Source organism: Sporosarcina sp. Y1011, assembly GCF_057669885.1.
Map to the genome: position 1 here is coordinate 39,436 of NZ_JBYHFP010000001.1, position 12,183 is coordinate 51,618.

Annotated in this window: 14 protein-coding genes, 1 pseudogene and 1 riboswitch; of the genes and pseudogenes, 6 read left to right on the forward strand and 9 right to left on the reverse strand. The window is 38.8% G+C overall.

Features of this window, described 5'->3' with window-relative positions; all coding sequences use genetic code 11:
• Positions 1-12: 12 nt before the first annotated feature.
• A complete protein-coding gene (locus AC25Y5_RS00170) occupies positions 13-345 on the reverse strand; it encodes a DUF485 domain-containing protein (protein ID WP_488138554.1) in 333 nt (110 codons plus the stop codon).
• Between the two features lie 496 nt (positions 346-841).
• On the reverse strand, positions 842-1,351 hold the full coding sequence (locus AC25Y5_RS00175) for a ferritin (RefSeq protein WP_488138555.1): 510 nt from the start codon (positions 1,349-1,351) through the stop codon (positions 842-844).
• Positions 1,352-1,534: 183 nt separating this feature from the next.
• Here AC25Y5_RS00175 and AC25Y5_RS00180 point away from each other — a divergent pair, with 183 nt between their 5' ends.
• Entirely contained in the window at positions 1,535-1,912 is a 378-nt protein-coding gene (locus AC25Y5_RS00180; protein WP_488138556.1) for a PH domain-containing protein, read from the forward strand.
• Between the two features lie 336 nt (positions 1,913-2,248).
• On the opposite strand, the pseudogene AC25Y5_RS00185 reads toward AC25Y5_RS00180, so the two are convergent.
• Together AC25Y5_RS00185 and AC25Y5_RS00190 are read right to left on the reverse strand one after the other, a co-directional pair.
• A pseudogene (locus AC25Y5_RS00185) lies at positions 2,249-2,404 on the reverse strand (IS3 family transposase); the annotation flags it as partial.
• Between the two features lie 462 nt (positions 2,405-2,866).
• Positions 2,867-3,895, reverse strand: coding sequence for an NADP-dependent oxidoreductase (locus AC25Y5_RS00190; protein ID WP_488138557.1), 1,029 nt, complete (start codon positions 3,893-3,895; stop codon positions 2,867-2,869).
• Between the two features lie 264 nt (positions 3,896-4,159).
• Here AC25Y5_RS00190 and AC25Y5_RS00195 point away from each other — a divergent pair, with 264 nt between their 5' ends.
• Positions 4,160-4,480, forward strand: coding sequence for a hypothetical protein (locus tag AC25Y5_RS00195; protein WP_488138558.1), 321 nt, complete (start codon positions 4,160-4,162; stop codon positions 4,478-4,480).
• 43 nt (positions 4,481-4,523) lie between these two features.
• Positions 4,524-4,626, forward strand: a riboswitch (TPP riboswitch).
• A 207-nt stretch (positions 4,627-4,833) separates the two neighbouring features.
• On the forward strand, positions 4,834-6,111 hold the full coding sequence (locus AC25Y5_RS00200; protein WP_488138559.1) for an acetylornithine deacetylase: 1,278 nt from the start codon (positions 4,834-4,836) through the stop codon (positions 6,109-6,111).
• A gap of 117 nt (positions 6,112-6,228) precedes the next feature.
• Here AC25Y5_RS00200 and AC25Y5_RS00205 read toward each other — a convergent pair whose 3' ends face one another.
• The 4 genes from AC25Y5_RS00205 to AC25Y5_RS00220 form a co-directional block, all read right to left on the reverse strand.
• Positions 6,229-7,293: an LLM class flavin-dependent oxidoreductase gene (locus AC25Y5_RS00205; RefSeq protein WP_488138560.1), complete on the reverse strand. Its 1,065-nt coding sequence runs from the start codon at positions 7,291-7,293 to the stop codon at positions 6,229-6,231.
• A gap of 23 nt (positions 7,294-7,316) precedes the next feature.
• Positions 7,317-7,958 carry an NAD(P)-dependent oxidoreductase gene (locus AC25Y5_RS00210; RefSeq protein ID WP_488138561.1) on the reverse strand — a complete coding sequence of 214 codons (642 nt, stop codon included), beginning with the start codon at positions 7,956-7,958 and terminating at the stop codon, positions 7,317-7,319.
• Positions 7,959-8,088: 130 nt separating this feature from the next.
• On the reverse strand, positions 8,089-8,517 hold the full coding sequence (locus tag AC25Y5_RS00215) for an Rrf2 family transcriptional regulator (protein ID WP_482100026.1): 429 nt from the start codon (positions 8,515-8,517) through the stop codon (positions 8,089-8,091).
• Positions 8,518-8,708: 191 nt separating this feature from the next.
• Positions 8,709-9,527: an EcsC family protein gene (locus tag AC25Y5_RS00220; RefSeq protein ID WP_488138562.1), complete on the reverse strand. Its 819-nt coding sequence runs from the start codon at positions 9,525-9,527 to the stop codon at positions 8,709-8,711.
• 239 nt (positions 9,528-9,766) lie between these two features.
• Here AC25Y5_RS00220 and AC25Y5_RS00225 point away from each other — a divergent pair, with 239 nt between their 5' ends.
• Both AC25Y5_RS00225 and AC25Y5_RS00230 read left to right on the forward strand, forming a co-directional pair.
• On the forward strand, positions 9,767-10,522 hold the full coding sequence (locus AC25Y5_RS00225) for an NRDE family protein (protein ID WP_488138563.1): 756 nt from the start codon (positions 9,767-9,769) through the stop codon (positions 10,520-10,522).
• 52 nt (positions 10,523-10,574) lie between these two features.
• Positions 10,575-11,120 (forward strand): hypothetical protein, encoded by a 546-nt coding sequence (locus tag AC25Y5_RS00230; RefSeq protein WP_488138564.1) that lies wholly within the window; start codon positions 10,575-10,577, stop codon positions 11,118-11,120.
• 79 nt (positions 11,121-11,199) lie between these two features.
• Here AC25Y5_RS00230 and AC25Y5_RS00235 read toward each other — a convergent pair whose 3' ends face one another.
• The gene (locus AC25Y5_RS00235) at positions 11,200-11,595 is read right to left on the reverse strand and encodes an SRPBCC family protein (RefSeq protein WP_488138565.1); all 396 of its coding nucleotides are present in this window, start codon (positions 11,593-11,595) and stop codon (positions 11,200-11,202) included.
• 157 nt (positions 11,596-11,752) lie between these two features.
• Between AC25Y5_RS00235 and AC25Y5_RS00240 the strand changes: the two genes are divergently transcribed.
• Positions 11,753-12,175, forward strand: coding sequence for a DUF1801 domain-containing protein (locus AC25Y5_RS00240; RefSeq protein ID WP_488138566.1), 423 nt, complete (start codon positions 11,753-11,755; stop codon positions 12,173-12,175).
• The last annotated feature ends 8 nt before the right edge of the window (positions 12,176-12,183 follow it).

Genomic DNA, 12,183 nt, shown 5'->3' on the forward strand with positions numbered 1-12,183 from the left:
TAAGTACCCCCTTTAATTCACAACATTTTTCTTTATAATATCTTCAACGTCCAAGTCGAAACTTTTCGCTTTATTCATGTAGATTGATGTAAATACCCATACCATGATGAACATGCTTAGTGAGTACACCCATGTCCAAGTCATCCAACCAATGGCACGATTCTCAAGAATATTTGTATATCCTGTGAGAAGAGGCAGTGTAAAATAGGCAATAAAAAAGAAAATAATATACGGTGTAGAAAATATTCTTTTTCGCTTTACTAAATTTTTGAATTCAGGTGTATTGATAATTTTTTCATAATCCAACTTCACACTCGCTGGGTTATCTTTTGAACTTTTACTCACGATTTCATCCCCTTTTTTTAAAAAGTATTTAAAACTTGTCGGCCATTGGAAATGTAAACTCCTTTTACATGAGAGCGTTTTCAAATTATGTAAAAGTTGTTGTTAAACTAGTAAAATGTGAATAGTTTAACAGGAGGCTAAGTCCACATTACCAAATATTCTGTCAACGTACAAGTTATTTTTTCTAAATAATGAATTTTCTGATACATCTCTGCGATTAAAAAAATTAAAACTTACCGAAAGAAGAGAAATTTGTCGATATAATTGTTGGAATAATGAATCCGATCGAACTTGATTTGCTTTCTATTTGGTTGCTAACCTAGAAAATCTTAGCGAAGGTAAAATACAGGGAGTCAAAGGACTACTATGCGACCTTTCAACATATTGATAGGAGAACGGTGAGGGTTAAGAAACGTAGGCTTATCAAGAAAATCTAAAAAAAACACCCATTATCTTCGTCAAGGAAGATGATGGGTATTTTTAAAAAAGGACTAACTTATTCTCCAGTTTCTGCAGTGAATTTACGTTGCCCAAGTTCTTTTTCATAAATATACAACGCGTTTTTATCTTCTCCGATGCGTTTCAGGTACTCGATATGTGTATCGAAGGCTGCTTCCTCTTCAACTTGCTCGTCCAAGAACCATCTCAAAAATGAAATCGTAGCATGTTCTTTTTCTTCCCAAGCTAGGTCCGTTAATTCATAAATGTTCTTTGTAACCCCTTTTTCTTGTTGTAAACCTGATTCGAAAGTATCTAATACTGATTCAAATTCAATTTTTGGCTCTGACGTTGCGGAGAATTTTGCATGTAACCCGCGGTCATTCATATAGTTGTAAATCTTCATACCGTGAAAACGTTCTTCTTCGGCTTGTTGAAGATAATAATTGGCAAAGCCACTATAATTAGTGTGTTCACAATAAGCTGCCATTGCCATATAAGATTGTGCGGCGTCGAATTCATTGTTCATTTGCTGATTGAGTGCTTCTGCTAGTCGTTGACTGATCATATCCATCACTCCTTTTAATGTTAGGAAATACCTTCTTATAGCATAGCCTAATCTATCCTTTCAATCACGTATTTTGATTGAAAAAACGGAGTTTTGTTGTAGTAGGGATTTTGGTGGAGGGAAGGTGTACGAACAAATTAAATGCGGAATTATACTGATTAAGGATAAACAGGAGAAATAAAAATGAGTATTTTTGATGGAATAATAGGGAATGCATCTGAAATTGATGTAAGCAAAGTAGAGAAGGAAATGAAGGATTTACTTACACCAACTGAAAAAGTGGAGCATGCATATGAATTGATTAGAGATCTGTTGATATTTACGGATAAGCGTCTAATTCTCGTGGACAAACAGGGCGTCACAGGAAAGAAAAGTGAATATCATTCTATTCCATATAAAAGTGTTTTACATTTCTCAATTGAAACTGCAGGAACGTTTGATCTTGAAGCGGAACTGAAAATCTGGCTATCGGGAAGTTCTGCACCAATTCAAAAGAAATTCAATAAATCCTTGAATGTTTATAAAGTACAAAGCGTGCTAGCAGAATATGTTTTGAAATGAACTAGGTCAATTTAAGGTGCCTAGTTCCTGATTTTGTGCTTGATAAAAAAACTCCTCATGTAGTTTAAACTGTACCCTTTGTAAAGGACATTTTAAAAAAACCTTATATAAGTTGAACCGAAGAATTTAACTAACCGCTGATTTCCGTTCCGAGCGGACGCTTTCCGCGGGCACGGCCTCAGCCTCCTCGTCACTGCGTTCCTGCGGGGTCTTCGGCTCGTGCTGTTCCCGCTGGAGTCGCCGCTCTCCACTTCAATCAGCTGAAGTGAGTAACAATCATACATTCAACATATTTAGGAAACTAGAAGAAGATGATGTCTGTATTGTGCAGGCGTCATCATCTTTAAAGTGACCAAAGAAAGATTCTTGGGGAGCGTTATCCCAACAGTTCCCACGACGTGACATTGACTGACCTAAACCCATTTTCTTCACAAGCTTTTGAAATTGGGGACTGGTATAGTGAACTCCTTGATCCGAGTGGATGAAAGCACCTTCAGCTAGCTTTCTAGCGTTCTTCTTCATTTTCCCTAATAGCTATTGCCTTAAATTCATCTGTATATGTAATTCCCTTTTCACTAACAGCTTTTACATAAGGATGTTTCTTCAGTATTCTTTGTTCTTGATCAGTAAATAATATCTTTGACATAGGTTCTGCTGTTGGACTTATGTTTTCCTTGTAATCTCCAGCGAAGGCGCCTTACTGGGGTAGCCGAAGCAATAAGACTGACAGTGGTCTTCTGTCTGGCTTATTGCGGGAGGCATCCCCAAGCGCCAAGCGTTGTTGGTGGGATTCTTTATGTCAACATATAATCGTTGTTATTTCCATTATAAATAAAAGTACCCTCATAAGAGAGACTTTTTTAAAGTGTCTATCTTATAGGGTACATTGTAGTTGCTTGAGGAGTTTTTTTATAGCATATAAGTGTTGCAGGTCAAGCAATTTCAGATGAACTATTAAAGTTTCGCGTATTTAGGATCAGCCACTTTTACAAGTTGCTTACCTAGATTCGTTCCTTTAAATAAACCAAGGAATGCCTCTGGTGTATTTTCAAATCCTTCAACAATTGTTTCTTCATATTTCAGTTTACCTTGCAGTAGCCATTTAGCTAAGTCAGTAAACCCTCTTTCAAAATCAGTAGAAAAATCGCCTAGGGTGAAGCCTTGCATCATAGCGCTCGTCTTAATCATAGCCGATTGAATACGTGGTCCAGCATCTTTTCCTTCTGCGTTGTAGGAAGAGATTGATCCGCATAATGGAATACGGGCATTTCGATTTAGCATAGTAAAAACAGCGTCTGAAACGTCCCCGCCGACATTATCGAAATAGACATCTACTCCGTCAGGAACGGCATTTTTAAGGTCTGTCCAAAAACTTTCTTTCTTATAATTCACAGCTGCATCAAAGCCGAGTACATTCAATAAGTAGTCAATCTTTTCATCTGAACCAGCAATACCTACTACTTTTGCCCCGTTGATTTTCGCGATTTGTCCAACTGCTGAACCAACAGCCCCGGCAGCACCAGAAACGACGACCGTTTCACCTTCTTTAGGTTTTCCGATATCAAGCAATCCAAAATATGCAGTTAAGCCTGTCAAACCGAGAATACCTAAATGTGTTGAAATAGGCGCCAACTTAGGGTCTATTTTGCGAATTTCATTTGCAGTGGCTACGGTATATTCAGCCCAACTGAGATTTCCAGTAATTACATCACCTTGTTTGAAGGCGTCCGACAGGGATTCAACCACCTCACCCACGACACCCCCAGAAATGACCTTATTCAATTCAAATGGAGCAATATATGACTTGGCATCTTGCATTCTTCCACGCATGTATGGATCTACAGACAAATAAAGCGTCCGTACTAAAATTTCATTTACTTTTGGTGAGGGAACTGAACTTTTTACAAAGGTAAAGTCTTCTTTGGTAGGCATTCCAGTGGGCCGATTTGCTAGATGAATTTCCTGTTGTATCAATTGTGTCATTGCAATTCCTCCTTTGTAGTTTGCCGAATTTGTTGGCAATAGAAACCCTAACACTCAGGAGTTACCAAGGTCAATGATTATAGCCTGGCGTCTCATTTTCATTGATTTGCTATTTTCCCGAATTGCTTTGGTGTTGGCACCGGTGTCTTAATCTCAGCAGACACCTGTGGAGGAACCCCAAAATAGTATCCAAAAGTGTTATAATTATAGTTAACTATAACTATTATGTTATTAATATGAACTAGTGGAGGACTTTAAATAAACATGAAGAAAAAGCACATACTTTTTTTGGCTTTGACCTTAATAGTGGCTTTACCAACGTCAGCTACTGTTGTATTAGCAACTAACGAGGCGGAAGTTCAAGCTGTTAAACAAAAAGAAGTCACGACTGCCGCAAAATTTACGGATATTCCAAATAGTCATTGGGCGAAAAATGAAGTTATGCAACTTGTGGAGATTGCTTCCAAAGCATCGTTTTTATCTAATGAACAGTTAGGGTACACAATGAAAATAAAGAACGTATTGCGTAATATTGGATTAACGCAATATCTTCCTGAAGGGGAAGAACGAACGGATGCATTATGAACCTCGTTCTTGGCTTAATCATAAAGAAAACACGAATTGAATAGAAGACTGCTAGGGGAGCCAATTTGGCTGAGACGCATCATGCATGTAAACCCTTCGAACCTGATCTAGTTCATTCTAGCGTAGGGAAGCAACTGAACTCTACATCAAATGAATGTAACTACGTAGAGAACAGCCGCTTTCCGATTATGGAAGGCGGCTGTTTTCTGTTCCATCGCAAATTCAATGAACTAGGGGTTTCCCATCATACACGCTTCGGCGCATTAGCTCTGTTAATGCACCGAATTCAATATTGCAATCTATCCAGTACGGATTTACTTTACTAAAAATTAAATAAAGAATGGATGATTGAAATGGAAAATAGTATTAGCAACTTGGTTGATGAACGTCAAGAGGAGCTATTGCAATTACTTGCAGATCTAGTTCAGTTTCCGACTGTCAGCCCGCCTGCAAGAAATACAGCCGAGGTGCAGCAGTATATTCAAGAGTTTTTAAAACAAGAAAAATTCGATACAGCCAGTTGGGATGTGTTCCCTGGTGATCCAAACGTGGTAGGCATAAAAAAAGGGACAGATGGAGCTCTGTTTAACAGCTTACTCATTAATGGTCATATTGATGTTGCGGAAGTTGGGGATGAAACAGAATGGACTGTGCCTGTCTTTGAACTGACAACTAAAGATGGAAATGCATATGGACGAGGAACGTCCGATATGAAAGGTGCAGTGGCAGCGACTTTACTAGCCGTAAAATTATTAAACGAACTAGGTGTGGAACTTAAAGGTGATTTGCAGATTCAGACTGTCATTGGGGAGGAAGCAGGAGAAGCTGGAACACTTTCGTGTATGGAAAAAGGCTATACAGCAGACTTTGCAATCGTCGTCGATAGTAGCGATAGTCAAATTCATGGCCAGGGTGGAGTAATAACCGGCTGGATAACGATTAAAAGTAAGGAAGTTTACCATGATGCAATGAGGATGAGTATGCTTAATGCGGGCGGAAACGTTAATGGGGCCAGTGCTATTGAGAAGATGATGAAAGTAATTGCCGGACTACAAGACTTAGAGCGTCACTGGGCCGTGACAAAACAATATCCAGGTTTTGTACCTGGTAGCAACACCATCAATCCTGCAGTTATAGAAGGCGGAAGACACGCGGCTTTTGTAGCGGATGAATGCCGGCTTTGGATCACCGTTCATTTTTATCCGAATGAAACCTATCAATCTGTGATAAATGAAATCGAGGAACATTTGAACCATGTAGCAAAAGCTGATCCATGGTTAAGAGAAAATCCCATTCACTATCGCTGGGGTGGAAAATCGATGATTGAAGAACGCGGGGAAATATTCCCTGCACTTGAAATGAATGAGGGGCATGCGGCCGTTCAACTTCTAGCATACTGTCATGAACACACCGAAAAAAGTCCCGTAATCATCGGCATGTCAAGAACAGTAACAGATGCAGGATGGATAGGCGAAGCAGGGATTCCCACAGTTATTTATGGTCCTGGGAAGTTGGAAGAGGCCCATACAGTTGATGAAAAAATAAACATTGAAGAACTAATGGCTTTTACAAAAACGCTTATGATATTTATAAATAAGTGGTGCAATTTGAAAAGAATGGAGAGCAAGTAGTCTCCCCATTCATCTAATACTATTATGCTATTATATGTTGCTTAATAAGTGAAGTCATTTCTTATGCGTCATCAAATGATTGGTATGTTTCAAGAGGTAGATGATCAAAGGATAACCTTACCTAGTGGTTTCCCGTCGAACGATGGGAGCTACTTCTGTTGCTAACATTTCAATACTTGCTGCGACTGAAGAAAACGGCAAGCCTCCGATATCCATTTGTGCAATGAAGCGTTGGTGTCCAAATAATTCGTGTTGATGAAGAATCTTCTCGACTATTTGCTGAGGGCTGCCAACAAATAGTCCGGTTTCGGGACTGGCCATATGGTCGAAATCAGAACGAGAAATTCTCGTACTCATTCCACGTTGTTTGTTCACGTACCCCCAGTAATTTGCATAGTAGGGATAGAAATCGTCTTTTGCTTGTTGTGAAGTCTTTGCTATATACGTGTGTCCTGTTACAGCTATTTTTAGATCCTCTTCAAGATGCCCTGCATCTTTGCCTGCTTGACGATACAAATCAACAAGTGGCTTAAAACGAATTGGGTCGCCGCCAAGTATGGCTAATGCTAAACCAGTTCCAAGTTTGCCTGCTCGTATTGCACTTTCAGGTGTGCCACCGACACCAACCCAAATCGGCAGTTTATCTTGAACAGGCCGGGGGGCAATCATAGAATTAGTTAGAGGCGAACGGAATGACCCATTCCAACTGACGATTTCATTCGCATTCAATTGTTGGAGAAGTCGAATATTTTCATCGAAGAGCTCGTCATAATTGTTTAATTCATGGCCGAATAACGGAAAGGATTCTACGAATGCACCACGACCTGTAATAATCTCAGCACGGCCATTCGAAATCAAATCCAGTGTTGCAAAATCCTCGAATAGACGAACGGGGTCGACCGTACTCAAAACAGTCGTTGCACTCGTCAATTTAATACGCTTTGTGTTTTGTGCCACTGCTGCAAGAACAACTGGCGGAGCCGATATTGCATAATCCAAGCGATGATGCTCACCGACACCAAAAATATCAAGTCCGACTTCTTCAGTCAACTTTCCAATCGCCATTACTTCATGAAGGCGCTGTTGAATACTTATTGTGTTTCCAGTTTGAGGATCTGGACCAAGATCCCCGAAGGTATATATTCCAATCTCAATTCCAGATTTCTTGGTTTCTTTTGGCATAGTACTCATCTCCCAAAACCTAGTTATTCTGCTTCAGAAACAAGAGTAAAACGTTCATTTATATGTTGAGGATTCTCGATTTCATCAAGAACTGCGACTGCGTAATCTGCATAACTTACGTAGCTATCACCTTTTGAATTTACCATTAAATTGTCTTTTCCTTTTTGATACGAACCCGTTCTTTTTCCTTCAGGATTGAAGAATGCTGCTGGGCTAATGAATGTCCATTTAACTCCACTCGTCTTTTGCAGATCTAGTAAGTTCTGTCCTTGATTGGAAGCAGTTGCAAAGTATTCTTTAGGGAATTCGGGTGTGTCAATTAGGCGGATGGTTTTAGCTTCATCTACAAACAAGCTACCTGCACCACCTATAACAATTAATCTTGTTTTGGGAGCGGCTTTAAACACTTCTATTAATGCTTTTCCAGCATCTACATGGAGGTGTTCTTTTCCTGCAGGAGCGCCGAATGCATTTACGACAACATCAAATTGCTGAATGTCTTCAGCTTGCAGGTCAAATATATCTTTTTCGAGAATGTTCGTTTTTTCCCCAGACATTTTTGCTGCGTTTCTAACGATAGCTGTAACTTCGTGTCCTCGGTCAATCGCTTCTTTTACAATAAGACTTCCTGCTTTTCCTGTTGCTCCGATAATTCCAATGTTCATAATAATTCCTCCAGTTTTTTTGGCACATATTTACTAATATGCTCCTAATGATTTGTAGCTATTCATGATATTAATTTAGAATGTAACTGTAATGGTTACAGTTACAACGGTAACCAAAAAATCGAATAAACTATCCAATTTTTTGTGTTAATACCGATATTAACTCTTCCATCGAAATTTCATGTAAAACAGATTCCATCGCATCTTGAGCCCGTAGTAAAATCAGTTCAAGAACAGCCTCAATATTGGCACCAACAGGGCAATTTGGATTTGGTTTTTCATGAAATTGAAAAAGCTCGCCTTCTTCTACGACTTCAACTGCCCTGTACACATCGAGCAGGGTAATATCTTTTAAAGATTTTTGAAGTGTAGCTCCTCCAAGACCTCGCCGAACTTGAATAAGTCCTGCGTTTCTTAGTTTACCAATTACTCTTCGTATGACTACAGGATTTGTATTCACACTTTCCGCAATCCATTCAGAAGTGCAAAGCTCGTTTCTTTCGATTGCTACGAGGGATAGAATATGAACTGCAACTGTAAAACGACTACTGATTTTCATTGCAAGTAACCTCCCGATGTAATCATTATAGTTACATCAGATAATGATTGTCAATCTTTATAATTTAAGTGAAGGGGGAATCGTGTGAATCAAGTTGAAATCCCTGTTTTATTGCCGTAAAAAAGTATGGTTGAATGATATCAGCGGGTCACAAATTTAATGCGAATGATGCATTTGTACATATTGAAGAGTTAGGTAGTTTGGCTTTTAGAACTAACATCATTCCTAAGTCTTTCAATAATTCTTCTCTTTCGGTAAAGCATTTTACCAGCTTCAGCAATATCACTCACTGCAGAACGATTGATGAACGCACCGAACACCAGCCCTGCGATAGGTACCATTTGAAACAGCTTTTTCCAACCGAATTGATCCCGGAAAGAAAAAACGACCTCGCGCCAGCCTTGCAGTTCAGAAAGGACTTCGCGTTTTGTGGAGTCATCGGGATTATCAAATTGAGACAATTGTGTAAGAATGGTTTGTTTACCTACAATGTCAGCAGATACAAATTGCATGCATTTTATGATAAATAAACGTTCCTCTTTTACTTTTGGATCATAACCATAACAAATCGCAATATCCTGTAATGTTTTTAGCTGTAAACTAAGAAGTAGAGGAATGTCGATTGTTAACGTGAAAATACCACCAATACCAGTACTAGCACCTTGAACCGTCGCAATCTTTTTTCTGTTGCCAGTGATTTTTTCTACAGCTGTGTCCATTGTTGAAATATCAAGCTTTTCTACATCTTCCAATGTATTGACAACTAAGCCAGGATAATAAGCAGGAATTTTAGCGGCCGAACTTAAATAACTACCGCCCGTTTGTACATATTGACCAATTTCATCTAATAGTAAGCCGATTTTCTTTTGAATAAAAGCAGGAGTGAATTTATCGATGATTTTAAATGGCAAACGCCCAAGCTTTTCCCAAAACCATAAATCGCTCTGATCTTTTTCCCAAACCTCAACCTTATTTAATTCTTCTGTTAACCATTCCTTAGAATCTGCCACTTTCGTTTCGCCTCTTTCTTTGATATTAATTGTACGTTATTCCATGTGAAAAGTTCCATTAATAACTTTTCTGCTTATTATTAGGTATGGCTGGATGTATTCCGTTATAGATTCAAACGAAATACACCCATTTTTAATTGTCATCTGGTCAACTAAAGGAATAGTCTTACAAATAGGTGTTGCGAATTACTGTATGTACTTGGTTACGCGTATAATGGAAGGAAAGGGGTGTAGAAAAAGTGTGTCTGATTAATTTTCATTACAATGAACATCCGACTTACAAATTGATTGTCGCCGCGAACCGGGATGAGTTTTATGAGCGTCCGACTGCCTCGGCAGATTTCTGGACAGACAAACCTGATATATTGGCAGGACGTGATTTGTTGCACGGGGGAACTTGGCTTGGTGTAACGAAATCAGGGCGATTTGCTGCATTGACGAATTACCGAGACCCACTGGAAGTCAGTATTGACAAACAATCTCGAGGCGATATCGTCGCTAACTTCTTAGCAGAAACAGTGTCGCCTGAAGAATACCTTGAAACATTGAAGAGGAAGAAAGACGATTATGCAGGATTTAATATTCTCGTCGGCGATTTTGATTCTTTATACTACTTTTCCAATAAGCAAGCAGAAACCACGAAAATATCTGAAGGAACACATGGTTTGAGCAATCAGTTTCTGAATACGGCGTGGCCGAAAGTGGTGAAAGGGAGGACTAAGCTTCGGGATTATGTATTGGCACATGAAATCGTTAACACAGATGTTCTTTTCGATATCATATCTGATGCTGACGTCGCGCCAGATGCACTACTGCCGAATACCGGGGTAGGCTTGGACCTTGAACGGCAACTGTCACCACTGTTCATCAAAACACTAAACTATGGAACCCGTTCTTCCTCAGTCTTACTCATAGGTCATGATCATAGTATTACTTTCATCGAGCGAACATATGTCAATGGGGCTTTAAATGGGGTTAAAGAATTCGAATTATGATTTATATAGTGTTACCCTTACTACTTATTTTATATAGAGGGAGTTGTAGAAAGTGGACAGTGCAATCCGAACCTACTTTGCAAACCTGGAAGCAAAGGATAAAGAGGTACAATATGAAGCATTTACTACAATTATTGCAGTTATTAAAGAAGAAGTGGAGTGGGCTTATGAGGTTTGGGATCAATTAAGGGATTGGTTGACGGATTCCGATAATCATCGAAGATCTAGGGCAGCACAGTTCCTAGCGGGTCTAGCGAAAAGTGATCCTGAAAAACGCATACTAAGCGACTTTCCAGCACTGTGGGAAGTGACACAGGATCCAAAATTTGTTACAGCTCGACATAGCCTGCAATCGATATGGAAAGTGGGCTTGGCTGGAATGGAACAAAAAGAGCTGTTGATGCATCATTTAGTCGATCGCTTTCAAAACGGTGCGGATGAAAAACATTACACCTTGATTCGGTTTGATATCATTCAAGGGTTGAAAAATTTATATGATGAATTAAAAGATGAAGAAATTAAAAAAATAGCAATGGATTTGATAGAAACAGAAGAAGATATCAAATACCGTAAGAAATATATGACTGTGTGGAAATGAAGAGTCTAGTGTGAGGAACTGTTAGCTGAGTTCACACTAGAACTAGTACCTAAACACATGGCGGGCGGCATATTGCAAATCAAGAATAGGGAAGTTCTCTACCTTCTAAATATGCATTTAGGTTTTCCAATGAGTCATTGAATCCTTCTTGATTGAATTGTACACGCGTTCCGTCCAGTTCAGTGATTAACTCAATGGTAAACAGTATTTGATTTGAATCCCAGTAATAAGAAAATTTTTGATTTGGGATGACTTCTTTTATTGTGAAGGTCATGGGCATGCTTTCCCCTTCTTTAAGGTCGTTATATAAGCTCGGCATTAATGTGAAAACCGCTTGTTCTCCAGCTGTCAAAATTGGAATAACCCAATTGGATCCTGGAGCGTACCAGATTGAAAATTCCTTGTCGTTAGCAATCGCATTCCAAACTGTATTTATATTCTTCTTAACAACTATTGATGAACAGCCATTACTCAATGTTAACAACCTCCTATACGTGCTCTTTAAGTATAGGAACTTAAAGAAGAAAAAACAAACGTGTTACGATGCATTCGTATTTAATCTGAACATATGGAACTGAACAAGATTTGTCGAGCTAATTGAAATTTCATTTAGAACAGGAGTGATTAGCATTATGTACGAACTAAAAACAAAAGAAAATGACAATAGTGTTATTGAGTTCATAGAAAATATCGAAAACCTTAAAAAACGTGAAGATGCATATAGATTGTTAGATATATTTACTGAAACAACAGGTTTCAAACCAAAGATGTATGGCCCTAGTATTATTGGATTTGGTTCCTATCACTATAAATATGAATCTGGTCATGAAGGAGATGCGCCGTTAGCCGGTTTTTCTCCTCGAAAAGCCAAAATTAGTTTGTACTTTGAACCAGAATTCCCAAAACGAGTAGATTTATTGAAGGATTTTGGTAAACATACAACAGGAAAATCATGTGTCTACATCAATAAAGTAGCTGATATTAAAGTTGATATATTAAAGATGTTAATCAAAGAATCACTACGGATTACCAAAGAAACCTATCCAAATCAGTAAATGTAGGA

Excerpts from the sequence above, each read along its gene's own strand:
- AC25Y5_RS00175 (WP_488138555.1), bottom strand. The coding sequence starts at position 1,351 with ATGATCAGTCAACGACTAGCAGAAGCACTCAATCAGCAAATGAACAAT.
- AC25Y5_RS00180 (WP_488138556.1), top strand. The coding sequence starts at position 1,535 with ATGAGTATTTTTGATGGAATAATAGGGAATGCATCTGAAATTGATGTA.
- AC25Y5_RS00190 (WP_488138557.1), bottom strand. The coding sequence starts at position 3,895 with ATGACACAATTGATACAACAGGAAATTCATCTAGCAAATCGGCCCACT.
- AC25Y5_RS00195 (WP_488138558.1), top strand. The coding sequence starts at position 4,160 with ATGAAGAAAAAGCACATACTTTTTTTGGCTTTGACCTTAATAGTGGCT.
- AC25Y5_RS00200 (WP_488138559.1), top strand. The coding sequence starts at position 4,834 with ATGGAAAATAGTATTAGCAACTTGGTTGATGAACGTCAAGAGGAGCTA.
- AC25Y5_RS00205 (WP_488138560.1), bottom strand. The coding sequence starts at position 7,293 with ATGCCAAAAGAAACCAAGAAATCTGGAATTGAGATTGGAATATATACC.
- AC25Y5_RS00210 (WP_488138561.1), bottom strand. The coding sequence starts at position 7,958 with ATGAACATTGGAATTATCGGAGCAACAGGAAAAGCAGGAAGTCTTATT.
- AC25Y5_RS00215 (WP_482100026.1), bottom strand. The coding sequence starts at position 8,517 with ATGAAAATCAGTAGTCGTTTTACAGTTGCAGTTCATATTCTATCCCTC.
- AC25Y5_RS00240 (WP_488138566.1), top strand. The coding sequence starts at position 11,753 with ATGTACGAACTAAAAACAAAAGAAAATGACAATAGTGTTATTGAGTTC.